General features: G+C 59.7%; 21 protein-coding genes. 13 read left to right on the forward strand and 8 right to left on the reverse strand.

The window, feature by feature from the left end:
- Window positions 1–28: 28 nt before the first annotated feature.
- The gene (locus ACSQ87_RS25710) at window positions 29–250 is read left to right on the forward strand and encodes a hypothetical protein (RefSeq protein WP_046049710.1); all 222 of its coding nucleotides are present in this window, start codon (window positions 29–31) and stop codon (window positions 248–250) included.
- 9 nt (window positions 251–259) lie between these two features.
- On the opposite strand, the gene ACSQ87_RS25715 is transcribed toward ACSQ87_RS25710, so the two are convergent.
- Window positions 260–1156: a helix-turn-helix domain-containing protein gene (locus tag ACSQ87_RS25715; RefSeq protein WP_008156068.1), complete on the reverse strand. Its 897-nt coding sequence runs from the start codon at window positions 1154–1156 to the stop codon at window positions 260–262.
- Between the two features lie 188 nt (window positions 1157–1344).
- On the opposite strand from ACSQ87_RS25715, the gene pobA reads away from it, so the two are divergent.
- Together pobA and ACSQ87_RS25725 are read left to right on the forward strand one after the other, a co-directional pair.
- Window positions 1345–2529, forward strand: a complete 1185-nt coding sequence (pobA, locus tag ACSQ87_RS25720; protein WP_436275116.1) for a 4-hydroxybenzoate 3-monooxygenase — start codon at window positions 1345–1347, stop codon at window positions 2527–2529.
- A gap of 80 nt (window positions 2530–2609) precedes the next feature.
- Window positions 2610–4127: an MDR family MFS transporter gene (locus ACSQ87_RS25725; protein ID WP_436274653.1), complete on the forward strand. Its 1518-nt coding sequence runs from the start codon at window positions 2610–2612 to the stop codon at window positions 4125–4127.
- Between the two features lie 124 nt (window positions 4128–4251).
- On the opposite strand, the gene ACSQ87_RS25730 is transcribed toward ACSQ87_RS25725, so the two are convergent.
- The 4 genes from ACSQ87_RS25730 to ACSQ87_RS25745 form a co-directional block, all read right to left on the reverse strand.
- The gene (locus ACSQ87_RS25730) at window positions 4252–5100 is read right to left on the reverse strand and encodes a cache domain-containing protein (RefSeq protein WP_436274654.1); all 849 of its coding nucleotides are present in this window, start codon (window positions 5098–5100) and stop codon (window positions 4252–4254) included.
- A 123-nt stretch (window positions 5101–5223) separates the two neighbouring features.
- Complete coding sequence (locus tag ACSQ87_RS25735; RefSeq protein WP_150658579.1) at window positions 5224–6096, reverse strand: ATPase; 873 nt, start codon at window positions 6094–6096, stop codon at window positions 5224–5226.
- A 118-nt stretch (window positions 6097–6214) separates the two neighbouring features.
- Window positions 6215–7207 (reverse strand): NAD-dependent epimerase/dehydratase family protein, encoded by a 993-nt coding sequence (locus tag ACSQ87_RS25740; protein ID WP_436274655.1) that lies wholly within the window; start codon window positions 7205–7207, stop codon window positions 6215–6217.
- 54 nt (window positions 7208–7261) lie between these two features.
- Window positions 7262–8155: a LysR family transcriptional regulator ArgP gene (locus tag ACSQ87_RS25745; RefSeq protein ID WP_008156078.1), complete on the reverse strand. Its 894-nt coding sequence runs from the start codon at window positions 8153–8155 to the stop codon at window positions 7262–7264.
- A gap of 96 nt (window positions 8156–8251) precedes the next feature.
- Between ACSQ87_RS25745 and ACSQ87_RS25750 the strand changes: the two genes are divergently transcribed.
- The 3 genes from ACSQ87_RS25750 to ACSQ87_RS25760 all read left to right on the forward strand — a co-directional run bounded on the left by ACSQ87_RS25750 (window position 8252) and on the right by ACSQ87_RS25760 (window position 10036).
- Complete coding sequence (locus tag ACSQ87_RS25750; protein WP_436274656.1) at window positions 8252–8653, forward strand: ACT domain-containing protein; 402 nt, start codon at window positions 8252–8254, stop codon at window positions 8651–8653.
- 7 nt (window positions 8654–8660) lie between these two features.
- Window positions 8661–9263, forward strand: coding sequence for a LysE/ArgO family amino acid transporter (locus ACSQ87_RS25755; protein WP_223430266.1), 603 nt, complete (start codon window positions 8661–8663; stop codon window positions 9261–9263).
- 176 nt (window positions 9264–9439) lie between these two features.
- Window positions 9440–10036: a superoxide dismutase gene (locus ACSQ87_RS25760; RefSeq protein WP_095133215.1), complete on the forward strand. Its 597-nt coding sequence runs from the start codon at window positions 9440–9442 to the stop codon at window positions 10034–10036.
- A gap of 219 nt (window positions 10037–10255) precedes the next feature.
- Here ACSQ87_RS25760 and ACSQ87_RS25765 read toward each other — a convergent pair whose 3' ends face one another.
- Window positions 10256–10522, reverse strand: a complete 267-nt coding sequence (locus tag ACSQ87_RS25765) for a DUF6124 family protein (RefSeq protein WP_436274657.1) — start codon at window positions 10520–10522, stop codon at window positions 10256–10258.
- 762 nt (window positions 10523–11284) lie between these two features.
- Entirely contained in the window at window positions 11285–12589 is a 1305-nt protein-coding gene (locus tag ACSQ87_RS25770) for an IS4 family transposase (RefSeq protein ID WP_436273568.1), read from the reverse strand.
- Between the two features lie 426 nt (window positions 12590–13015).
- On the opposite strand from ACSQ87_RS25770, the gene ACSQ87_RS25775 reads away from it, so the two are divergent.
- From ACSQ87_RS25775 to ACSQ87_RS25805, 7 genes are all read left to right on the forward strand, one after another.
- Entirely contained in the window at window positions 13016–15067 is a 2052-nt protein-coding gene (locus ACSQ87_RS25775; protein ID WP_283189013.1) for a putative bifunctional diguanylate cyclase/phosphodiesterase, read from the forward strand.
- Window positions 15068–15273: 206 nt separating this feature from the next.
- A complete protein-coding gene (locus ACSQ87_RS25780; protein ID WP_436274658.1) occupies window positions 15274–16620 on the forward strand; it encodes an imelysin family protein in 1347 nt (448 codons plus the stop codon).
- Between the two features lie 290 nt (window positions 16621–16910).
- The gene (locus tag ACSQ87_RS25785; protein WP_436274659.1) at window positions 16911–18338 is read left to right on the forward strand and encodes a di-heme oxidoredictase family protein; all 1428 of its coding nucleotides are present in this window, start codon (window positions 16911–16913) and stop codon (window positions 18336–18338) included.
- A 26-nt stretch (window positions 18339–18364) separates the two neighbouring features.
- A complete protein-coding gene (locus tag ACSQ87_RS25790; protein ID WP_436274660.1) occupies window positions 18365–19429 on the forward strand; it encodes an imelysin family protein in 1065 nt (354 codons plus the stop codon).
- A gap of 14 nt (window positions 19430–19443) precedes the next feature.
- A complete protein-coding gene (locus tag ACSQ87_RS25795; protein ID WP_436274661.1) occupies window positions 19444–20541 on the forward strand; it encodes a DUF1513 domain-containing protein in 1098 nt (365 codons plus the stop codon).
- 262 nt (window positions 20542–20803) lie between these two features.
- A complete protein-coding gene (locus tag ACSQ87_RS25800) occupies window positions 20804–21952 on the forward strand; it encodes an efflux RND transporter periplasmic adaptor subunit (protein ID WP_436274662.1) in 1149 nt (382 codons plus the stop codon).
- Between the two features lie 13 nt (window positions 21953–21965).
- Window positions 21966–24992: a multidrug efflux RND transporter permease subunit gene (locus tag ACSQ87_RS25805; protein ID WP_223430257.1), complete on the forward strand. Its 3027-nt coding sequence runs from the start codon at window positions 21966–21968 to the stop codon at window positions 24990–24992.
- Window positions 24993–25046: 54 nt separating this feature from the next.
- Here the strand turns inward: ACSQ87_RS25805 and ACSQ87_RS25810 are convergent, their stop codons facing one another.
- Window positions 25047–25274, reverse strand: coding sequence for a hypothetical protein (locus tag ACSQ87_RS25810; protein WP_223430256.1), 228 nt, complete (start codon window positions 25272–25274; stop codon window positions 25047–25049).

A 25274-nucleotide genomic window follows, 5' to 3' on the forward strand; every position in this document is an offset into this window, starting at 1 on the left:
ATTCCCCACAACTCACTGGCGCTGACCTATGCTGAAAGTAGTACCGAAGGGTATTCGTTCAGAGGTCAACGCCATGAACATCAAAACAAGAAGATACCTCGCGATTTTCATCACCTGCGCAGCCACGCTCGCGCTGTATGGCACCGCGGCCTGGCGCGTCGAGCAGTTGCGACAACTGCCCCGTGAATACGCGAGCTGCAACTTCGAACGCTGCATTCCCCACAACGCGACCCTCAACGCCCTCAAGTAACGAAGGGGATCAGGCCTCGTTGTCCTGATCGGCCTTCAAGCGGTCGCGAAATGCCTTGGGCGAGATCCCCACTCGACGTCGGAACAGGCGCGTGAAGTTGGTCGGATCAGAGAACCCCAACACGTCGGACATTTCATAAATGGTCATGCTGGTATAGGTCAGCAAACGCTTGGCCTCCAGCAATTGACGCTCGTGCATGATCTGCAACGCCGGTTGTCCCGCCAGCTCACGGCAGGTGCCATTGAGGTGGGACACGGAAATCCCCAGCCGATGGGCCAGGTCTTCGACCTTGACGTGTTGGCGATAGGTCTCTTCCACAAGCTGGATAAACCCGTTGAGGTATTCCCGGGCACGCTGCGGACGCTGGCTGGCGTTGCGACGGGAAATCACCTGGCGGCTGACCCACACCATGATCACGCTGACCAGCGAATGCATGAGCATTTCGCGAGCCGGTTGGTGGCCGGTGTATTCGTCTTGCAGCGCTGAAAACAGGCTGTTGAGGTATTCACCTTCCTTGCCCGCCGGATAACTTTCGGCCTGGGCCAGGGCGTTCACCGAGTTACCCAGTTGCGCCTGAAGATGGGCGACCAGCGGCGCAGCCAGGGTCACGACAAACCCTTCGACGTCCTCGGAAAACCGGAAGCCGTGAACGGACAGCGGTGGCAGGATCTGAATCGCCGGCTCGGTCAGCTGCGTACGTTTGCCTTCGATTTCAAGCTCTGCCTGACCTTTGAATACGAAGAGCAACTGGCACAAGTCGGCGTGGCGGTGGGGTTTGATTTCCCATTGGTGTTCGCGGCTGCGTTTGGAAATGGTTTCACAGTGCAGCAAGTCCGGGGTCGGCCAATCCAGGCTTTCACCGTAGAGCTTGAACACTGGAATCGAAGGTAGGTCAGGCTTGTTCATCACTTCAATCCAGGCCTCGGGGGTAGGCGGGCGATAATCGCACCGATTGGCAGAATGTACAGGTATCGGCTCAGTTTTCCCCTTCAATTGACAGACTCGCGAGAGAAAAATGCAAGCACTCGATCCATAAAAATTGTTCACCGGCCCTTGTCGCGTGAAGCTTGCGAGTCATAAAAACAATGAAAACGCTGAAAACCCAAATCGCCATCATCGGCGCCGGTCCGTCCGGTTTATTGCTTGGCCAATTGCTGCACAACGCCGGCATCGACACCCTCATTCTCGAACGCCAGACCCCGGACTATGTGCTCGGACGAATCCGTGCCGGCGTCCTCGAACAAGGCATGGTAGAGCTGTTGCGCCAGGCCGGGGTGGGTCAGCGCATGGACGCCGAAGGGCTGGTCCACACAGGCTTCGAACTGGCCCTCGACGCACGCTGCGTACACATTGATCTGCAAGCCCTGACCGGTGGCAAAACGGTGATGATCTACGGCCAGACCGAGGTCACCCGCGACCTGATGGCCGCTCGTCGGGAGGCCGGTGCGCAGACGATTTACGAGGCCAACAACGTCGTTCCTCACGGGATGAAAACCGAAGAGACGTTCGTGACTTTTGAGAAGGACGGCGAGCTGTATCGACTCGATTGCGACTACATCGCCGGGTGCGACGGTTTCCATGGCGTGGCCCGGCAGTCGATTCCTGCCGAGTGCCTGAAAGTGTTCGAGCGGGTCTATCCGTTTGGCTGGCTCGGCATCCTCGCTGACACGCCGCCTGTTCACGAAGAGCTGGTCTACGCCCGGCATGAGCGCGGTTTTGCCCTGTGCAGCATGCGTTCGGCCACCCGCACTCGCTATTACCTTCAGGTACCGGCCGACGAGCACGTCGAGAACTGGTCGGATCAGCGCTTCTGGGATGAACTCAAATCCCGTCTGCCTGGCGCGTTGGCAGCATCGTTGGTCACTGGGCCTTCCATCGAAAAAAGCATCGCGCCGTTACGCAGTTTTGTCGTCGAACCGATGCAGTACGGACGGATGTTTTTGGTCGGCGATGCCGCGCACATCGTCCCGCCTACCGGCGCCAAGGGCCTGAACCTGGCGGCCAGCGACGTCAGTACGCTGTTCAACATTCTGCTGAAGGTTTACCGAGAAGGCCGTGTGGATTTGCTGGAGAAGTACTCCGAGGTCTGTTTGCGCCGGGTGTGGAAAGCCGAACGGTTTTCCTGGTGGATGACCTCGATGCTGCACCGCTTCGACGATCACGACGCCTTCAGCCAGCGGATTGCCGAGTCGGAACTGGGGTACTTCGTCGACTCCGAGGCCGGTCGAAAAACCATTGCAGAAAATTACGTCGGCCTTCCATACGAGGCTATCGAATAGCCTGCTACCGACTTACACTGGCGAGCATCCCCGCTCGCCTTGCTCCTTGCGGGTCAATCACTGTCCGCAGGTTCTAACCCGTGACCAATCTCAACCAGCCTGAAACGCCCAAACCGGCCATTCGCAGCGTGTTGATCGCCCTGATGCTGGCAATCTTTCTTGGCGCGTTGGACCAGACCATCGTCGCCGTGTCGATGCCGGCCATTTCCGCACAATTCAAGGACGTCAGCCTGCTGGCTTGGGTGATTTCCGGCTACATGGTAGCGATGACGGTAGCGGTGCCGATCTACGGCAAACTGGGCGATCTGTACGGTCGCCGCAAGTTGATGCTGTTTGGCATGGGGTTGTTCACGGTCGCTTCGTTTTTCTGCGGCATGGCCCAAAGCATGGAACAGCTGGTGCTGGCGCGAATTCTTCAGGGCATCGGCGCCGGCGGGATGATTTCGGTCAGCCAGGCGATTATCGGCGACATCGTGCCGCCCCGGGAACGCGGCCGCTATCAAGGCTATTTCAGCAGTATGTATGCCGTGGCCAGCGTGGCCGGTCCCGTACTCGGCGGTTACATGACCGAGTACCTGTCGTGGCGCTGGGTATTTCTGATCAACCTGCCGTTGGGCCTCGGTGCCTGGCTGGTGGCCAATCGAACGTTGGTGGGCTTGCCAGTGCCGCAACGCAAACCGATCATCGATTACCTCGGCACGTTGCTGATGATCATCGGCTTGACCGCCTTGTTGCTGGGCATCACCCAGGTCGGCCAGGGCCATTCGTGGCGCAGTGCGCAAGTGCTGGGCCTGCTCGGTTGTGCGGTGTGGGTACTGGCGCTGTTCGTCTGGCATGAACGCCGGGCGCGGGAACCGCTGCTGCCGATGCATTTGTTCGCCAATCGCAATGCGATCCTGTGCTGGTGCACGATCTTCTTCACCAGCTTCCAGGCGATCTCGCTGATTGTGTTGATGCCGCTGCGCTTCCAGAGCGTTACCGGCGCCGGGGCCGACAGCGCCGCATTGCACCTGTTGCCGCTGGCGATGGGCTTGCCGATCGGGGCGTATTTCGCCGGCCGCCGGACCTCTGTGACCGGGCGCTACAAACCCATGATCCTGACCGGCGCCGCGCTCATGCCGATCTCGATTCTCGGTATGGCGTTCAGTCCTCCCCAGGCCTTGGTGCTCAGTAGTTTGTTCATGTTGCTTAGCGGGATCGCTAGCGGCATGCAATTCCCGACGTCCCTGGTCGGAACGCAGAACTCGGTGCAACAGAGGGATATCGGTGTCGCCACCAGCACCACCAACCTGTTCCGCTCATTGGGCGGGGCGGTGGGTGTGGCGTTGATGTCGGCCCTGCTGCTGGCGTTGTTGCAAGACTCAAGTTTTGCCCACCTGGCCGGCTCTTCGATGATTGCCGAGGGCAGTTCCGGAAATGTCTTGCTCGATGGTTTGAACGCCGCGCCGGGGGATGCGCAGAACGCCTTGCGTGCCGAACTGCTGCTGACCTTTCAACATTTGCTGATGGTCAGTGCGGCGGTGTCGCTGCTGGGGTTGGCGGCGGCGGTTGCCATGCCGAATATGGTGTTGCGGGGGCGGGAAGACAAGGTTCGATAGGAAGACCGAGTCGCCTGCATTCGCGAGCAAGCCCGCTCCCACATTCGACCGAGTTCGCACAGGGGAATGCGATCCAATGTGGGAGCGGGCTTGCTCGCGAAAGCGGTCTGTCAGGCACCGCCATTCAAGGGCTGTAATACCCGACAGCCACCAGAAAATGCCCGACCTTTTTCAGGTAGGCATGCTTGTCCTCGACCTTGCCCGTCACCGGGTTTTTCCAGCGGTACTCGTATTCGCCGGAGTCCTGCGAGGCCATCAGCGCCAGGATCGGCTCGCCAACCGGTTTGCCATCAGGATCATTGATCTTGCTGAAATCGGTATTGATCAACCGCAGGTTGGTGCCGTGGGCGACATATCGCTGGTTATCCAGGTCGACGACGAAGACGTACAGGTCATCCTGCAAGTAACCACCCTTGAGGGAGTTGATGGCCGTGAGCGTGCCCTTCTCGTCCTTGGCCAGATCGGCCGCTGCTTTGTTCAGCAAGGCCATCGCCTGTTCCGCTGAGGCCCGTGGCAAGTAGTACCCCACCGCCAGGATCCGCTGACCGATGCGCTGGTAGAACACATGCTTGCGTTCGACCTTGCCGTCGGACCAGTTCTGCCAGCGATATTCGGCCTGCTGAATGCCATTGCCCTCCGGCACTTTCAAGGCGTCTTTGAAGGCTTTCTGCAAATCCGGCCCGAGCACATCGGACACATCACGGCCAATCAACGCCGAAGACGGTCCGCCGCTGGCAAGCATCACGCCTTTGGTGTCGACCACGAACACGTAACGATCCTTGTCGACAAACTCCCCCTGACGACTGAAAGCAGCGAAGGCCTTGTCGCCATTATCGTGGTAGTACGCCAGGGCTTTTTCCAGCAGGGCTTTGGCAGCCTGGCTGTCGTCCTTTTCCGTGCCGGCGGCTTGAACCTGACCCAGGCACAGCAAAAGCATCACGCCCAGCAAGGCCAACCTATGCAAAAACCCCATTGCGCATCCCTCGTTCTTGTCGGTGTTTCAAGAGCGTAGACGGCAATGGGGTATGTATGGATATTCAGCGAATGGCAGTGTGTAAGGAAATCATTCCCGGAGAATCCGGGAATGATTCATGGCTCAAGGCCGGGCGCGCAGCTGCTGTTGCAGATTCTGAATCTGCGCCTGAAGGGTGTTGATGTTGCGGGTGACCTGGCTACGGAAGGCGTCGAATTCGGCGGTATTGGTCCCGCCTTGAGACGCGGCCGGGCGATTGTCCTGTTGGCTTTTCAGGATGATGACTTCCTGCTCCAGACGTTCGATGGCGGCGCTCGGGTTGCCTTGTTTCCTCAGTGCAACGATATCGGAGCCAAGGCTCTTGAGTTGCGCGTCGAATTTGTCTGTGTCCGCCAGGTTGCTTTTCAGCATGGCTACATCGCTGTTCAAGACTTTGACCTGAGCCTGCAACTGAATGGTGGCGGTCTGTTGTTCGGTGCCTTGCTCGGTTATCTGCGCCAAGCGCTTATCCAGATCGGTGGTTTGTGCGCTCATCAGTGCCAGGCGCTTGTCCAGATCGGTGGTCTGGCCGACAACGCCTTGCTGTTGTTTGCTTTGATCCTGGAGTTTGCTTTCCAGCTGTTTGATTTGCAGCTTCAAGGCTTCGCTGTCGCTGCTGACGTTGGTCTGACTGGCGACAACCTTGCCGGAAATGTCCTGCAAGCGCCCCGCCGCATCTTCACTGATACGCGCGAAACTTTCCTGGGTCGCCACCAATTGCTGTTCCATCAGCGAGAGCTGCTGAAAGCTCCACCAGGCAAGGCCGGCGAAAGCAAAGAACAAGGCGCCAACCAGCGCCCACAGCGGGCCGGTGCTCGAGCTTTTGACTTTGACGACTGGCGCGGTCCGCGAATGCACGGAGTTACGAGCCGTGGTCGGAAAATCATCATCGTCGAGGCTGTCGGCACGCAGGCTCGGTACATCGAAGTCGTCGTTGGCATCATTACGCATGGACATTGAGTCAACCTTTGTGGAACGCGGTGATGGCTTGATGCGGCGCAGTATAACCCCCACTGCCGCATCGATTGACCCTCAACCCCGAACTCGGTTCAGTGTGGCGGCGCTAACCCGCGCGTCAGCGGATGTCCTGTGCCTTCCACCAGCCGCAGAATTCATCGAGGGCGGTCCAGAGACTGACTTTGGGATCGTAGTCCAGATAATGCCGGGCGCGACTGATGTCGAGGGTGAAATTTTTGTTCATGACCTGCATGCCCAGGCGTGACAGGGTCGGCTCGGGACGACCCGGCCACAACTTGCACACCCCCTCGTTGAGCGCCGCTACGGTGTAGGCCAAGCCGTAGGAACGGCAGCGCGTGACCTGTGGGACATCCATCTTGCGCATCACGTAATTGACCACGTCCCACAACGGCACCGGTGTGCCGTTGCTGATGTTGTAGGCCTTGCCCAACGCCGAACCACTGGCCAGCAAACTGCTGAGCAACGCTTCATTGAGGTTTTGCACGCTGGTGAAATCAACCTTGTTCAGGCCGTTGCCGATGATCGCGAGTCGTCCCTTGCGCTGCATTTTCAGCAATCTCGGGAAGATGCTCATGTCACCAGCCCCTGTCACGAAACGCGGGCGCAGGGCCAGGGTTTCGAGGCCGAACTCCTGAGCGCCGAAAACTTTTTGTTCGGCCAGGTATTTGGTCGCGGCGTAGGGATGCTTGAAGCGCTTGGGCACCTGTTCTTCGGTCAGCCCCAGATGATCGCGGCCATCAAAGTAGATCGACGGCGACGACAAGTGAACCAGTCGCCGAACCCGCTGTTTCAGACAGGCCTCGACCACGTTTTCAGTGACCTGGACATTGCCTTGATGGAAGTCCTGATAACGCCCCCACAAACCGACCGCACCGGCGCAATGCACCACGGCTTCGACGTCGGAGCACAGGTCGCGCGCCAGTTCCGGGTCGCTCAAGTCCCCCTGGATGAACTCGGCGCCACGGCGCACCAGATGCTCCACACTTTCGGCCCGGCGACCGTTGACCCGCACGTCCAGGCCCTGCTCCAGGGCAAAACGCGCAAAGCGCCCGCCGATGAAGCCGCTTGCGCCGGTAACCAGAATCTTCATGAATTGCTCCGAATATTTCGTTTTGCGTATTGCGTGAGGTCTTGACGCTGCCCGTCAGTCCAACGGCACCAGCCATTGCTTCGACGAACGCACCAACTGATCGGTGAGTAACCCCAGCAACTGACCGCCATTGCGCCAATGATGCCAGTACAGCGGCACATCGATCGGCTTATCGGGCAAAAGCTCTACCAATACACCGCGTTCCAGTTGCTCGCGCACCTGCAGTTCAGGCACCAGGCCCCAACCGAGTCCCGCTTCCGTGAGGCGGATGAAGCCTTCGGACGAGGGGCATAGATGGTGTTCGAATCCGCCATCGACGCCGAGGGACGCGAGGTAGCGATGCTGTAGGAAATCGTCCGGGCCAAACACCAGTGCGGGCGTTTTCGACAACAGATCGGCGCGTACACCTTCAGGAAAATGCCGGGCGATAAAGGCCGGGCTGGCCAACGCACGGTAGCGCATGGCCCCCAGCAATACGCTGCGCGCGCCGGCCACCGGGCGCTCGCTGGCGCAGACGCACGCCGCGACTTCACCGGCGCGCATGCGTTTGAGGCCGACGGTCTGGTCTTCGACCACCAGATCGAGCAGCAAATGCTGTTCTGCACAAAAATCCCCGACCGCCACGGCCCACCACGTGGCGAGGCTGTCGGCATTCAAAGCGATGCGCAGACGTTCCGGCAGACCTTCTTCGTCGAGTGCCGGCACCAGTGTTTGCAAGTCCCGTTCAAGCAAACGCACCTGCTGCACATGGTTGAGCAGCCGTCGGCCGATTTCGGTCGGGGCCGGCGGTGTCACCCGCACCAATACCGGTTGGCCAACTCGCGCCTCGAGCAATTTGATGCGCTGGGAGATCGCCGATTGTGACAAGCCGAGCACCTGAGCCGCACGTTCGAACCCGGCCTGCTCGACCACCGCGGCCAAGGCAGAAAGCAATTTATAGTCGAACATCAGTTTTCCTAATGAGCGATCAGCATGATTGATTTTTCTTATACAGCCTGGCACCAGAGAATGGCCAGCAAGAACTCTTCAACAAGGATCATCGACATGGCTGGCGAAACTTCATTGGCAACCTTGCTGCGCAGCATGAGCCCGCAACTCAACGTCGGCGAATACGTGTTCTGCACCCTGCGCGACGGCAAGCTGCCGGCAGACCTTGAGATTGTCGGCAGCTTCCGCGAGCAGGAAGGTCTGACGGTGATTCTGGAACGCTCCCACGCCGAGAAGGCCGGTTTCAGTTTCGACTACGTCGCGGCCTGGATCACCTTGAACGTGCATTCGGCCCTCGAAGCCGTCGGCCTGACCGCCGCGTTCGCCACAGCATTAGGCCAGGCCGGCATCAGCTGCAACGTGATCGCTGGCTATTACCACGACCATTTATTCGTCGGCCAGGCCGATGCCGAACGCGCCCTGCACGTGCTGCGGGATCTGGCGGCCAACGCGGAGTAAACATCTTATGTGGCAAAGCTATGTGAACGGCCTGTTGGTGGCCGCGGGGCTGATCATGGCGATCGGCACTCAGAATGCGTTTGTGTTGGCTCAGAGCCTTCGACGCGAACATCACCTGCCCGTGGCGGCACTCTGCGTGACCTGCGATGCCTTGCTGGTCGCCGCCGGGGTATTCGGCCTGGCGACGGTGCTGGCGCAGAACCCGACGTTGTTGGCAGTCGCCCGCTGGGGTGGCGCGGCGTTTCTGATTTGGTATGGCAGCCTGGCGTTGCGTCGGGCCTGCTCGAAACAGAGCCTGCAACAAGGCGAAAACCAAACGGTGCGCTCGCTGCGCGCGGTGATGCTCAGCGCGTTGGCCGTAACGCTGCTTAACCCGCACGTTTATCTGGATACCGTGCTGCTGATCGGCTCCCTCGGCGCCCAACAAACCGAGCCCGGCGCTTATGTCGTGGGCGCGGCCAGTGCGTCGTTGCTGTGGTTTTTCACCCTGGCGCTCGGCGCGGCGTGGTTGGCGCCATGGTTGGCTCGGCCAAGTACCTGGCGAATCCTTGATCTGTTGGTGGCAGTGATGATGTTCACCGTGGCGTTTCAATTAATCGTCGCCAGCTGATTATTCCAAAAGGCTCTGGAACCTCTATTCCACACAGTTGTTGCGTGGTTATGCCGCACCCCCGGTGCTATGATCCGATCCGATGCGCCGCAAAGAGTACAAACTCCCCGGCGCTTGTCTGGCCGCCCGTGATCGGCCTTGCGCTCACCGCAACTGACCTGATTAGGAGAATCATCATGGCTTTCGAATTGCCGCCGCTGCCTTACGCACACGATGCCCTGCAGCCGCACATTTCCAAGGAAACTCTGGAATACCACCACGACAAGCACCACAACACCTACGTCGTGAACCTGAACAACCTGGTGCCAGGCACCGAGTTCGAAGGCAAGACTCTGGAAGAAATCGTCAAATCTTCCTCGGGCGGCATCTTCAACAACGCCGCTCAGGTCTGGAACCACACTTTCTACTGGAACTGCCTGGCGCCAAACGCCGGCGGTCAACCAACCGGCGCACTGGCTGACGCGATCAACGCAGCCTTCGGTTCGTTCGACAAGTTCAAGGAAGAGTTCAGCAAGACTTCCATCGGCACCTTCGGTTCCGGTTGGGGCTGGCTGGTGAAAAAGGCTGACGGTTCCCTGGCCCTGGCCAGCACCATCGGCGCCGGCAACCCGCTGACCAACGGCGACACCCCGCTGCTGACCTGCGACGTCTGGGAACACGCTTACTACATCGACTACCGCAACCTTCGTCCAAAATACGTCGAAGCGTTCTGGAACCTGGTCAACTGGAAATTCGTGGCTGAGCAGTTCGAAGGCAAAACCTTCACCGCTTAAGATCGACGCCAGTCAAAAAAACCCGGCTTTTGCCGGGTTTTTTTATGGGCTCGGGAAAGTCCAGGAAGCGGGTACATCCATGAAAAATGTGTCGATTGTCCGGCCGTCTTCGCGAGCAAGCCCGCTCCCACAGGGGGAATACATTTCAAATGTGGGAGCGGGCTTGCTCCGGGCGGCGTTCCGACGAAGAACGATGACGCGGTAGAACTGACTGAACGCCTATTCCTGCGGGTCGACGATATCCAACGCCCGATTAACGGCTAAGTCCGCCAACATGACGATCTGCACGATGGCCAACGCCGTACTGCGCTGGGAGCCGGTCAGGTAGGTGGCAAAGTCGCTGGCCAGAACACTTGCCGAGGCCAATGACTCACAGGCGTGTGCCAGGAGGGTTTCGGTGTTCATGTCCGGGGAGATCAGGAACATGGGGCTGGGGTTGTAGGGTTTGGAGCTGTTGAAGGGGGGATCGGGGATTAATTTATCCAAGGGAATGCCTATGATGTTGGGTGCCATTCCCTCGCCGTTTCTCACGCGACGAAGAGGTGGCAGCTATGTGCGAGGTGAGAAACCGGTCATAGACACCCGGCCAGACCGAAGTCTGCCCGCACACAGCCGCCATAACGCATATGCAGCAGATAAGCTGGCGGCAATTATGCGGATACTGGCGATGGATGACTATGACTTGCCGGGTTCTCACACCCGATCGCTGAGTTTTCAGCGACAACCAAAAGGTAATTGAACCCGCTTCCTACGGGCAACCTGAAAACCTCGTGGGAAAGGTCTGGTTTTTTTACCGCTGTTTAAACGGACGCATCCGTTGCCTGTACGGCCGCCATCGCGAGCAAGCTCGCTCCCACAGGGATTGGATGTTTGGCAGGAAGAGATTGGTCGGCTGTCAGGCCGCCTTCGCGAGCAAGCCCGCTCCCACAGGGGGATCGGTGTTCGCCTTCTGCTTCTCACCACTCAACAGGCCGAGCGTTAGCTCGCCTGCAGCCCTTGATCTTGATCCACCCGCCCCTTCGGGAGGCTGAGTGGAGGTGTTCATCTGGGGGGAAGGCGCGCAGCGCCGTTCGACGAAGTCGAACACATCGAGAGGAGGTCGAAGCGAAGCCGACCGGAGGCGATGCCCCCAGATGAATGCCGGAGCGAAGGAACGCCGAGCCTAAGCGAGGGGCCGGACGCTCGGGGCGAGACCTTTGCTTCCTTTGGGGCGTTTGCCAAAGGGAGTCGCCGTAAGGGCCAGCCCTTTCAAGGTCTTTTGACTTTAGCGGCCTTGAGCACCCGATCCGTCGACACGTGGGCATTCGCGGCTTTGCCTTCAAGCCACTCCTTTGTTTTGGGCACCTTCGGACCTCGTTTGCTCTTGACGACCGCTTTGGGCTGGATGTTTCGAGCGAGTGCAAGCAGGTACTGAGCCAGCCCTCCTGCGGGGATCGGAATGGATGAGTGCTCTGCTGGCAGAGCTATTTGCATACCCTCGTAACCGCTGCGTACCTGTACCGTCAGGTGGAAAATCGATGCTTCCCAATCGTCGGGCAGGGTCTGGCGATGAGCCTGTTCAACGCTGCGCTTGAGCACGGCCAAGACGTTGTAAGCCAACACGGCCGACGCAAATCCCAGCAGGGCGGCCTTAGGGTTGCCCAAGGTTTCGATTTCGCTGTCCAGCACCGATTCCAGGCGCTGGAACATCCCTTCGATGCTCCAGCGACGGCGGTACAAATCGGCGATTTGCTCGGCACTGATGGAGTCGGGCAAGTTGCTCCAGAACAACAGCGTGGTGTCGCCAGATTCGGTGGGGGTTTGCAGATTCAGTTCGACACGCCGCCACTGGCGACCACCTTTAACTTCGATGATTTGCTCGCGCACGCTGCCTGCCCCGACCGCGACAGACTCCTGCCAGTCGCTTTCCTTAAGTAGGCGTGGATGTTTGCTCGGTTCGCGAATGATGAACGAGGCTCCGGACTCTTCGCAGGCGTCCATGACGGGGAGCGTGCAATAGAGTCGATCAGCCATCCACAGCTGCCCCGCACAGGCTTTTTCCAGCAACGGCAGAACGCTGACGCGCTCACTGGCATAGGCATCTTCACAGGGCTGAAGATCGACGACCTGATCCAGATCGGGGTCGTAAACCACTACTGAAAAACCAGGCCGGGCGGCCCCCCGTTCACGGCGCAAAGCGCCCAGGCGTTTTTCGCTGGAAGGCAGGTGGTTGCCGTCGACGACCCGCAGTTGCCAGCCCGGCAAAATGGCTGAGTGCCCCAGCTCTTTTATCGTCGGGGCCAAGCGCTCTGCGCTGCCGGTGACCAGGGCGCGCAGCAGCGCAGGTTCTGTGCGGCTGACCTTGTCATACAGCGCCGCCAAGCTGACGGGAAGATCCTCCATCTGCCGTGCAGCAGCATGTAGCGATGGTCGCAAGCCCAATGAAACAAGGGACATCAGTTCAACGATGGTTGAGAACAGAAGCTCACGCGGGTATTGCCGCTGACGATGTTCTTCGAACACCTGATCGACCCATTCGGCAGGAACAGCCTGCTCCAGTATCACTCTTGTCATGACACTGGCCGGTGTTTTTTTCTCAAACCGCGCTAGAACTTCTGCCCACATCGCTTTCGTCACCCTGACTGGAGTTTTGGGGGATTTTATCAAAGACCTTGAAAGGGCTGGCCGTAAGGGCGAAACCATTAGCAGCCGTTACCGCAGAAATGGATATACACACCAGACCAAATCCCCCCAGCGAACCCTTGCCCCAACGCCACAGCCGTCTAACATCAATCAAACAGAAAATATGTCCCAATCCTCCTCAAGTTGAAGGCCCCAACAACCGACACAGTACAAATAGCGCAAATAGTCCAAACCACAGCATTTCGGCCAAGCTACAGGCAAAACCCCATGTGATTGATTGTCCCTTTGACTGCCATCACCGGATTGCCAATACTCATGGCAACTTGACGCTACCCGCACGGAACAAGGAATGACTCTTTGAAGCTGGAACTCAAGAACAGCTTGTCGGTGAAGTTGCTCCGGGTCGTGCTCCTGTCGGCATTGATCGTTGGCGTGGTCTTGAGCTGCGCGCAGATCGTTTTCGATGCCTATAAAACACGCCAGGCCGTGGCCAGCGATGCCCAACGCATCCTCGACATGTTCCGCGACCCCTCGACCCAGGCCGTCTACAGCCTGGACCGGGAAATGGGCATGCAGGTGATCGAAGGCCTGTTTCAGGACGATGCTGTGCGCAAGGCCTCCATTGGCCATCCCAACGAAGCCATGCTCGCGCAAAAGTCTCGCGAGTTGCAGCATTCCGACAGTCGCTGGCTGACCGACCTGATCCTCGGCAAGGAACGCACCTTCACCACCCAACTGGTGGGTCGCGGTCCTTACAGCGAGTATTACGGCGACTTGAGCATCACCCTCGACACTGCCACCTACGGCCAGGGTTTCATTGTCAGTTCGGTGATCATCTTCATCTCCGGCGTTTTGCGTGCGATGGCCATGGGGCTGGTGCTGTACCTGGTCTATCACTGGCTGCTGACCAAGCCGCTGTCGCGGATCATCGAACACCTCACGGAAATCAATCCGGATCGCCCCAGCGAACACAAAATCCCGCTGCTCAAGGGGCATGAAAAGAACGAGCTGGGGATCTGGATCAACACCGCCAACCAGTTGCTCGAGTCCATCGAGCGCAACACCCATTTGCGCCACGAAGCGGAAAACAGCCTGCTACGCATGGCCCAGTACGACTTCCTCACCGGCCTGCCGAACCGTCAGCAATTGCAGCAGCAACTGGACAAAATCCTGGTAGACGCCGGCAGGTTGCAACGTCGGGTCGCGGTATTGGTGGTCGGCCTGGACGACTTCAAGGGCATCAACGAACAATTCAGCTACCAGACCGGCGACCAACTGCTGCTGGCCCTGGCCGATCGCCTGCGCGCTCACAGCGGACGCCTTGGCGCCCTCGCCCGTCTCGGCGGCGACCAGTTCGCCCTGGTTCAGGCCGACATCGAACAACCCTACGAAGCGGCCGAACTGGCCCAAAGCATTCTCGATGACCTGGAAGCGGCATTTGCCCTCGATCATCAAGAGATTCGCCTGCGTGCCACCATCGGCATCACCCTGTTCCCCGAGGACGGTGACAGCACCGAGAAGCTGCTGCAAAAAGCCGAGCAGACCATGACCCTGGCCAAGACTCGCTCACGCAACCGTTATCAGTTCTACATCGCCAGCGTCGACACCGAGATGCGCCGCCGTCGCGAGCTGGAAAAAGACCTGCGCGACGCCTTGGCCCGAGGCCAGTTCTACCTCGTCTACCAGCCGCAGATCAGCTATCGCGATCACCGCGTGGTGGGTGTCGAGGCGCTGATTCGCTGGCAGCATCCCGAGCACGGGCTGGTTCCGCCGGACTTGTTCATCCCCTTGGCCGAGCAGAACGGCACCATCATCGCCATCGGCGAATGGGTGCTGGATCAGGCGTGCAAGCAATTGCGCGACTGGCATGACCAGGGTTTCGTCGACCTGCGCATGGCGGTGAATCTGTCCACGGTGCAGCTGCACCACGCCGAGTTGCCACGGGTGGTCAACAACCTCCTGCAGATGTACCGCCTGCCACCGCGCAGCCTGGAGCTGGAAGTCACCGAAACCGGCCTGATGGAAGACATCAGCACGGCCGCCCAGCACCTGCTGAGCCTGCGCCGCTCCGGTGCGCTGATCGCGATCGACGACTTCGGCACCGGTTACTCGTCATTGAGTTATCTGAAAAGCCTGCCGCTGGACAAGATCAAGATCGACAAGAGTTTCGTTCAGGACCTGCTCGATGACGACGACGATGCGACCATCGTTCGGGCCATCATCCAGCTGGGCAAGAGCCTGGGCATGCAGGTGATTGCCGAAGGCGTGGAAACCGCCGAACAAGAGGCCTACATCATCTCCGAGGGCTGTCACGAAGGTCAGGGCTATCTCTACAGCAAGCCGCTGCCGGCGCGGGAATTGAGCGCGTATCTGAAACAGGCCCAGCGCAGTAACGCCGCTATTTTGTAGAGATCCGAAAATCGCAGCCTCGTTTCACTCTGTAGCAGCTGTCGAGTGAAACGAGGCTGCGTTCTCTTGATCCACGACATAACCCCCGCGCGAATAAGAAATATTTCCACCTGCACCCTTTACACATAATGCGAAAGATTTGCATTATGTCGCAGTTTTGCGCGCTTGCTGCGCCATTCCACCCCTCTCGAAGCAGGATGTTCGCCATGATTCGTATGCCTCTGGCTACCGCCAGTCTGTTGGCCATCGCTATTTCCCTCGCCGGTTGTGGCGAAGGCAAAGACAAAGCTGTCGCTGCGCAAGCACCGACGCCGGCCGCCAGCACCACGGCCCCGGCTGCTGCGCCTGCCGCTGTTAGTAAAGTCGACGAAGCCGCCGCCAAAGCCGTTGTCGCGCATTACGCCGACATGGTCTTCGCCGTTTACAGCGATGCCGAATCCACCGCGAAGACCCTGCAATCCGCCGTCGACGCCTTCCTCGCCAAGCCGAACGCCGACACCCTGAAAGCTGCCAAGGCTGCCTGGATCGCTGCCCGCGTTCCTTACCTGCAGAGCGAAGTGTTCCGCTTCGGCAACACCATCATCGACGACTGGGAAGGTCAGGTGAACGCCTGGCCACTGGACGAAGGCCTGATCGACTACGTCGACAAATCCTACGAGCACGCACTGGGTAACCCGGGCGCCACGGCCAACATCATCGCCAACACCCAGGTTCAGGTCGGCGAAGACAAGGTCGACGTGAAAGACATCACCCCGGCAAAACTCGCCAGCCTGAACGAGCTGGGCGGTTCCGAGGCCAACGTCGCCACCGGCTACCACGCTATCGAATTCCTGCTCTGGGGCCAGGACTTGAACGGCACCGGCCCTGGTGCCGGCAACCGTCCAGCTTCCGACTACCTGGAAGGCAAAGGCGCAACCGGCGGTCATAACGATCGTCGTCGCGCTTATCTGAAGTCCGTGACCCAACTGCTGGTCAACGACCTGGAAGAAATGGTCGGTAACTGGAAGCCGAATGTGGCCGACAACTACCGCGCCACCCTGGAAGCCGAGCCAGCTGAATCCGGCCTGCGCAAAATGCTGTTCGGCATGGGCAGCCTGTCCCTGGGCGAACTGGCGGGCGAGCGCATGAAGGTTTCCCTGGAAGCCAACTCGCCGGAAGACGAACAGGATTGCTTCAGCGACAACACCCACAACTCGCACTTCTACGATGCCAAAGGTATTCGGAACGTGTACCTGGGCGAATACACCCGCGTCGACGGCACCAAAATGACCGGCGCCAGCCTGTCGTCCCTGGTGGCCAAGGCTGACCCGGCTGCCGACACCGCGCTCAAAGCCGACCTGGCCGCCACCGAAGCCAAGCTTCAGGTCATGGTTGATCACGCCAACAAAGGCGAGCACTACGACCAACTGATCGCCGCCGGCAACACCGCTGGTAACCAGATCGTCCGCGACGCTATCGCCTCCCTGGTCAAGCAGACCGGTTCGATCGAAGCCGCCGCTGGCAAACTGGGCATCAGTGACCTGAACCCGGACAACGCTGATCACGAATTCTGATCAACGCTGGCTGAATAAAAAGGCGACCTTCGGGTCGCCTTTTTATTGGCCGTAACGCAGATCAAAATGTGGGAGCGGGCTTGCTCGCGAAGGCGCCGTCACATTCAACATTATTGGTGACTGACAAACCGCTTTCGCGAGCAAGCCCGCTCCCACAGGGGATTGTGATTAACCTGATGATCATCGCAAAACCCTGCGCTACATCAACCAAACGATAATTCCTCTTATTCAATCTCCCCTGCCCTGTTAGACTTTGCGCCCCTTGTTTTGCTCGTCTTGCAGGATGTCTGATGCCCTCGCTGCCTCTTCGCTTGTCCGCACTGTTTCTGGCCCTGGGCCTGAGTGCCTGCGATGACGCCCCGCGTTTTACCCAGGCCGAACCCGGCGAAGCCCGGTCCGCTGGCAGCGCAACCGTGCGCAAGACCGATCAGAACTCATTTTCCTTGCCATCCGCCAACCTGTCGCCGTCACGGCGGGTGGATTTCAGCGTTGGCAACAGCTTCTTCCGCAACCCCTGGGTGATCGCCCCGTCGACCACCACCGCCAGGGATGGTCTCGGCCCGTTGTTCAATACCAACGCCTGTCAGGGCTGCCACATCAAGGACGGTCGCGGTCATCCGCCCACGCCTGATGCGCAGAACGCCGTGTCGATGCTGGTACGCCTGTCGATTCCCGATGCGCCGGCCTATGCCAAGGTCATCGAGCAGCTCGGTGTCGTCCCGGAGCCGGTCTACGGCGGACAATTCCAGGACATGTCCGTGCCGGGTGTCGTGCCGGAAGGCAAAGTGCGCGTCGATTACACGCCCGTTCCGATTCGCTTCAAGGACGGCACCGAAGTCGAGTTGCGCAAGCCGACGTTGCAGATCACCCAGCTCGGCTATGGCCCGATGCACCCTGACACGCGCTTCTCGGCCAGGGTCGCACCGCCAATGATTGGCCTGGGCCTGCTCGAAGCGATCCCCGACGAGGCGATCCTGGCCAATGCCGAGGCTCAGGCAAAAGACAAAAACGGTATCGCTGGACGCCCGAACCGGGTCTGGGATGACGTGCAGCAAAAAACCGTTCTCGGGCGATTTGGCTGGAAGGCCGGCCAACCGAACCTCAATCAACAAAATGTTCATGCGTTTTCCGGCGACATGGGCCTGACCACAAGCCTGAGGCCCGTCGACGACTGCACCGACGCGCAAACCGCCTGCAAACAGGCACCGAATGGCAATGGCCCGGATGGCGAGCCGGAAGTCAGCGATAACATCCTGCGTCTGGTGCTGTTCTACAGCCGTAACCTCGCCGTACCGGCCCGCCGCGATGTCAGCGCCCCCGAGGTGCTGGCCGGCAAGAATCTGTTTTTCCGGGCTGGATGCCAGTCCTGTCACACCCCGAAATACACCACCGCCGCCAACGCCGCAGAACCTGAACTGGCCAATCAAGTGATTCGCCCTTACAGCGATCTGCTGCTGCATGACATGGGCGACGGTCTGGCCGACAACCGTACCGAATTCCAAGCCAGCGGCCGCGACTGGCGCACCCCGCCGTTGTGGGGCATCGGCCTGACGCAGGCGGTCAGTGGCCACACCCAGTTTTTGCACGATGGCCGCGCCCGCAATCTGCTCGAAGCCGTGCTCTGGCATGGCGGCGAAGCAACGGCGGCGCAGCAACAGGTTTTGTCTTTCAATGCCGAGCAGCGCGCTGCGTTGCTGGCGTTCTTGAATTCCCTTTAATACGTATTCCATAGCGGGAGCCCGACATGTTCCGTCCCAAATTGTTGTTCACCAGCCTTGCCGCGCTAGCCTTGGGCGCCTGTTCGCCTCAGGATCCGCAGGCCGTCACGTCAGCAGCCATCGCCAAATCGGTGATCCTGCCGACCTACACGCGCTGGGTTGAAGCCGATCGCCAACTGGCCGTCAGTGCGTTGGCCTACTGCGAAGGCAAGGAAAACCTCGACACCGCCCGCGCCGACTTCCTGCACGCGCAGAAAGCCTGGGCCGAGCTGCAACCGCTGCTGATCGGGCCGCTGGCCGAAGGCAATCGCGCCTGGCAGGTGCAGTTCTGGCCGGACAAGAAAAACCTCGTCGGCCGTCAGGTCGAGCAATTGGTCACCGCACAGCCGCAGATCGATGCCGCTGCCCTGGCCAAGTCCAGCGTTGTGGTTCAAGGCCTTTCCGCCTACGAATACATCCTGTTCGACAGCAAGCCTGATGTGGCCAACGCTGAACAGAAAGCCAAGTACTGCCCGCTGCTGATCGCGATTGGCGAGCGTCAGAAACAGCTGGCAGAAGAGATCCTGAAAACCTGGAACAACACCGACGGCATGCTCGCGCAATTGAGCAAATTCCCGAACCAGCGCTACGCCGATTCCCACGAAGCCATCGCCGATCTGTTGCGCGTGCAAGTCACCGCCCTCGACAGCCTGAAGAAAAAACTCGGCACGCCGATGGGCCGCCAGACGAAGGGTGTGCCGCAACCGTTCCAGGCCGATGCATGGCGCAGCCAGTCGTCCCTGACCGGCCTCGAAGCCAGCCTCGCCGCCGCCAAAACGGTATGGGAAGGCGTCGACAACAAAGGCCTGCGCGGTCTGTTGCCGAACGAGCAGAAACCCTTGGCCGACAAGATCGATGCCGCTTATGCCGCGGCCCTGAAACTGTTCGCCAGCAACCAGCGCTCGCTAACCGAGATGCTCAATGACGACGCCGGTCGCCAGCAACTCAACGATATCTACGACGGCCTCAACGTCGTCCACCGCCTGCACGAAGGCGAACTGGCCAAGGCGCTGGGCATCCAACTGGGCTTCAACGCCAACGACGGTGACTGATGAGGGCAAGTTCCATGCTGCGACGCCAGGCTTTGACGTTAGGTAGTTTGCTGCTGGGTGCGGTGACACTGGGCGGCTGGACGCTGTTCAAGCAGAAGGACAAAAGCCCGCTGCTGCTGTCGGCGCGGGACGATTCCGACGGTAAACACTACGCCGTCGGTTACCGGCTTGACGGCACCCGGGTGTTTGCCACCCAGGTCGGCCAGCGTTGCCACGACATCATCAACCACCCGACGCTGCCGATAGCGCTGTTCGTCGCCCGTCGTCCTGGCACCGAGAGTTACCTGATCGACCTGCGCGACGGCACGTTGCTGCAAACCGTGGTCTCACGGCCGAACCGGCACTTCTACGGTCACGCGGTGATTCACAAGAACGGCGACTGGCTGTACGCCACCGAGAACGACACCTCTGATCCGGGGCGCGGCTTGCTCGGTGTGTATAAGTTCGAAGGTGAGCGGCTGGTGCACAGCGGTGAGATTTCGACTCATGGCGTCGGTCCGCATCAGGTGTCCTGGATGCCCGACGGTGAAACCCTGGTGGTGGCCAACGGCGGCATTCGCACCGAGGCCGAAAGCCGCGTCGAGATGAACCTCAACGCCATGGAACCGAGCCTGGTCCTGATGCAACGCGATGGCACCCTGCTGAGCAAGGAAACCCTCGCCCAGCAGATGAACAGCGTGCGTCATTTGGGGATTGCCAGCGACGGCACCATCGTCGCCGGCCAGCAATTCATGGGCCCGTCCCATGAGTCGTCGGAGCTGCTGGCGATCAAGCGTCCCGGTCAGCCGTTCGTGGCCTTCCCGGTGCCTGAGCATCAGTTGCAGGCCATGGGGCATTACACCGCCAGCGTCGCGGTACACAGCGAACTGCGCCTGGTCGCGTTGACTGCGCCACGGGGCAACCGCTTTTTCATCTGGGACCTGGACAGCGGTGAAGTGCGCCTGGACGCGCCGCTTCCCGATTGCGCCGGGGTCGGCGCGGTAGCCGATGGCTTTGTCGTGACTTCGGGTCAAGGACGCTGCCGGTTCTACGATTGCCGCCAGACAAGCCTTGTAGCAAAACCCCTCGATCTACCCGCAGGGCTCTGGGACAACCACCTGCATTTGATCTGACTGTGGCGAGGGGGCTTGCCCCCGTTCGGCTGCGAAGCAGTCGTAAAACCATTGCACGCGGTGTATCTGATACACCGATGTTGCAGGTTTTGGGGCCGCTTCGCGACCCAACGGGAGCAAGCTCCCTCGCCACAGGTTTGTGTTCCATCCCGTCCGCGCAGACATGCAGGCCTACCTGTAAGTTCTGCCAGTTGGAATCCCCGGCACACTCGGAGTAATGTTCCCGACTGTCTCACCTGATTTTCTCCAAGGAAGTGGAAATATGCTGCGTCGCCGCATGCTGATCATGTTGGGTGTTGTTTTGCTGATCGTGCTGGTGCTGGCCGGTTACAAAGCCTTCTCCATCTATACGATGATTCAGGGCTTTGCTGTGCCAAAACCGGCGATCAGTGTCGCCGTGGCCACTGCCACCGAACGGCCGTGGCAAGCCCGCCTGCCCACCGTCGGCACCCTGAAGGCGCTGCAAGGCGTAGATCTGAGCCTGGAGACCGACGGCACCGTCATCGATTTGCAGTTCGAGTCAGGCCAGAAGGTCAAGGTCGGTCAACCGCTGCTTCTGCTTGATAGCGTGGTAGAAACCGCCCTGCTCGAAACCGCTCAGGCCGACCTGGGTCTGGCGCAGCTCGATTACGGTCGCGGCAGCCAATTGGTGGGCAGCCAGGCCATTTCCAAAGGCGAGTTCGACCGGCTCTCGGCAGTGCTGAAAAAGAGCCGGGCCACGGTCAATCAGCTCAACGCGGCACTGGCTAAAAAACGCTTGCTCGCACCGTTCAGCGGGACCATCGGCATTCGTCAGGTGGACATCGGTGACTATCTCGCCAGTGGCACCATGATTGCCACCCTGCAAGACCTCAGCAGCCTCTATGTAGACTTCTTCGTACCCGAGCAGTCGATACCGAAGATTGCTCTCGGCCAACCGGTGCAGATCATTGTCGCGGCCTACCCGACACAAACCTTCCCCGGCACCATCAGCGCGATCAACCCGAAAGTCGAAAACAGCACCCGTAACGTTCAGGTCCGCGCAACCCTGGCTAACCCTGACGGCAAGCTGCTACCCGGAATGTTCGCCAGCCTGCAGGTGTTGTTACCCGACCCGCAGCCGCGCATCGTCGTGCCGGAAAGTGCGATAGCTTACACGCTGTACGGCAACTCGCTCTATGTCGTCGCGCAGAAAAAAGCCGAAGACGGCAGCCTGGAAAAAGACGATAAGGGCCAACCGATCCTGATCGCCGAACGGCGTTTCATCGAAACCGGCGAGCGCCGCGATGGGCAAGTGATGATCACCAAAGGCGTGCAGAACGGCGAAAAAGTGGTCACGGCCGGCCAGATCAAACTGGACAACGGCGCACACATTGCGATCAGCGACGACAAGACCTTAGCCGAGAAGAACAGCCCGCCGCGTGCGGACTGATCAAGGAATCCCCATGGCTTTTACCGACCCGTTCATCCGCCGCCCGGTGCTCGCCACCGTGGTCAGCCTGTTGATTGTGCTGCTGGGCTTCCAGGCCTGGAGCAAGTTGCCGCTGCGCCAATATCCACAAATGGAAAACGCCCTGATCACGGTGACCACCGCTTACCCCGGGGCCAACGCCGAAACCATTCAGGGCTACATCACCCAACCGATGCAGCAAAGTCTGGCCAGTGCCGAAGGCATCGATTACATGACCTCGGTCAGTCGCCAGAACTTCTCGGTGATCTCGATCTACGCGCGCATCGGCTCCAACAGCGACCGCTTGTTCACCGAACTGCTGGCCAAAGCCAACGAGGTGAAGAACCAACTGCCTCAGGACGCCGAAGACCCGGTGCTGAGCAAGGAAGCCGCCGACGCCTCGGCGCTGATGTACATCAGCTTCTTCAGCAAGGAGCTGAGCAACCCGCAAATTACCGACTACCTGTCGCGGGTCATCCAGCCGAAACTGGCGACCCTGCCGGGCATGGCTGAAGCCGAGATTCTCGGCAACCAGGTGTTCGCCATGCGCCTGTGGCTGGACCCGGTCAAGCTCGCCGGTTTCGGCCTGAGTGCCAGCGACGTGACCGATGCAGTGCGCAAGTACAACTTCCTCTCCGCCGCCGGCGAAGTGAAAGGCGAGTACGTCGTTACCAGCATCAACGCCAATACCGAGCTCAAGTCCGCCGAAGCCTTTGCCGCGATTCCGCTCAAGGTCGAGGGCGACAGTCGCGTGCTGCTCAGCGATGTAGCGCGGGTTGAAATGGGTGCGGAAAACTACAACTCGATCAGCTCCTTCGGCGGCACCCCTTCGGTGTACATCGGCATCAAGGCCACGCCCGGCGCCAACCCGCTGGACGTGATCAAGGAAGTGCGCAAGATCATGCCGGACCTGGAAGCCCAGCTGCCGCCGAACCTCAAAGGTGAAATCGCCTACGACGCCACGCTGTTTATCCAGGCCTCGATCAACGAGGTGATCAAAACATTGTTCGAAGCGGTGCTGATCGTCATCGTGGTGGTGTTCCTGTTTCTCGGCGCGCTGCGCTCGGTGGTGATCCCGGTGGTCACCATCCCGCTGTCGATGATCGGCGTGATGTTCTTCATGCAGATGATGGGCTACTCGATCAACCTGCTGACGTTGCTGGCGATGGTATTGGCCATCGGCCTGGTGGTGGACGACGCCATTGTGGTGGTGGAAAACATCCACCGGCACATCGAAGAAGGCAAGACACCGCTGGATGCAGCCATCGAAGGCGCCCGGGAAATCGCCATGCCGGTGGTCTCGATGACTATCACGCTGGCGGCGGTCTATGCGCCGATCGGCTTCCTGACGGGGCTCACGGGGGCGCTGTTCAAGGAGTTCGCCCTGACCCTGGCCGGCGCGGTGGTGATCTCCGGCATCGTCGCCCTGACCCTGTCGCCGATGATGTGCGCCTTCCTGCTGCGTCACGACGAAAATCCCAGCGGTCTGGCCCATCGTCTGGACCTGATTTTCGAAGGCCTCAAGCGCCGTTACCAAAGCATGCTCCACGGCACCCTCAACACCCGGCCGGTGGTGCTGGTGTTCGCGGTAATCGTGCTGTGCCTGATTCCCGTGCTGCTCAAGTTCACCAAGTCGGAACTGGCGCCGGACGAGGACCAGGGCATCATTTTCATGATGGCCAACGCCCCGCAACCGGCCAACCTCGACTACCTGAGCACCTACACCGACGAGTTCGTCACGATCTTCAAGACGTTTCCCGAGTATTACTCGTCGTTTCAGATCAACGGCTTCAACGGCGTGCAATCGGGGATCGGCGGCTTCCTGCTCAAGCCGTGGAACGAACGCAGCCGCACGCAAATGCAGATCCTGCCCGAGGTGCAGGCCAAACTGGAGAGCATTTCCGGGCTGCAGATTTTCGGCTTCAACCTGCCTTCCCTGCCCGGTACCGGCGAGGGGCTGCCGTTTCAGTTCGTCATCAACTCAGCCAACGATTACGAGTCGCTGCTGCAAGTGACCGACCGGGTGAAAAAGCGGGCAATGGAGTCCGGCAAGTTCGCCTTCGTCGACGTTGACCTGGCGTTCGACAAACCTGAAGTGGTGGTGGATATCGATCGCGCCAAGGCCGCGCAGATGGGTGTTTCCATGCAGGACCTGGGCGGGACGCTCGCAACATTGCTGGGTGAGGCCGAGATCAACCGTTTCACCATTGAAGGTCGCAGCTACAAAGTCATCGCGCAGGTCGAACGGCCCTTCCGGGATAACCCTGATTGGCTGAACAACTATTACGTGAGGAACACCCAAGGCCAACTGCTGGCCCTGTCGACCCTGATCACCGTGACCGATCGGGCGCGTCCACGGCAGTTGAACCAGTTCCAGCAGCTCAACTCGGCCATCCTGTCCGGGGTGCCGCTGGTCAGCATGGGTGAAGCCATCGACACCGTGCGCCAGATCGCCCGGGAAGAGGCCCCGGTGGGTTATGCCTTCGACTATGCCGGCGCATCACGGCAATACGTCCAGGAAGGCAGTGCGCTGTGGGTCACCTTCGCCCTGGCACTGGCGATCATTTTCCTGGTACTGGCCGCTCAGTTCGAAAGCTTCCGCGATCCGCTGGTGATTCTGGTGACCGTGCCGCTATCGATCTGTGGCGCGTTGATCCCGCTGTTCCTGGGCTGGTCGAGCATGAATATCTACACTCAGGTCGGCCTGGTGACGTTGATCGGGCTGATCAGCAAGCACGGAATCCTGATCGTCGAATTTGCCAACCAGTTACGCAAGGACAAAGGCCTGACGCCGCGCGAGGCCGTGGAGGAAGCGGCGGCCATTCGTCTGCGTCCGGTGTTGATGACCACTGCTGCAATGGTGTTCGGCATGGTGCCGTTGATCATCGCCACGGGGGCGGGCGCCGTCAGCCGGTTCGACATCGGCATGGTGATCGCCACGGGGATGTCGATCGGGACGTTGTTTACGTTGTTTGTGCTGCCGTGTGTTTACACGTTGCTGGCTAAACCCGACAAACCCTAAAATCAAAAAAAAGGCCTCGCATTAGCGAGGCCTTTTATTTGGGCTTCAATCTGTTCAACTTTGCGGCCTCAGTCCTTGAGAAAGTCCGAACATGAACAGCAATAAATCATGATCGGGGCGGGGTGCCACGGATGCCTTGGCAACTCGTGGCAATGGACAATGCGCGTCACCGCTCACGGAACTGAGGACCTGCGGGCGGGGCTGCTCCCATGCCGCCACCGCCAGTGAAGCAACTGCCAAGGCTCCTATTAAAAATACACCTCGTGCAATTTCGAGTTTCAT

The organism is Pseudomonas sp. LjRoot277 (assembly GCF_964253845.1).
In the GTDB taxonomy this organism is placed as follows: domain Bacteria; phylum Pseudomonadota; class Gammaproteobacteria; order Pseudomonadales; family Pseudomonadaceae; genus Aquipseudomonas.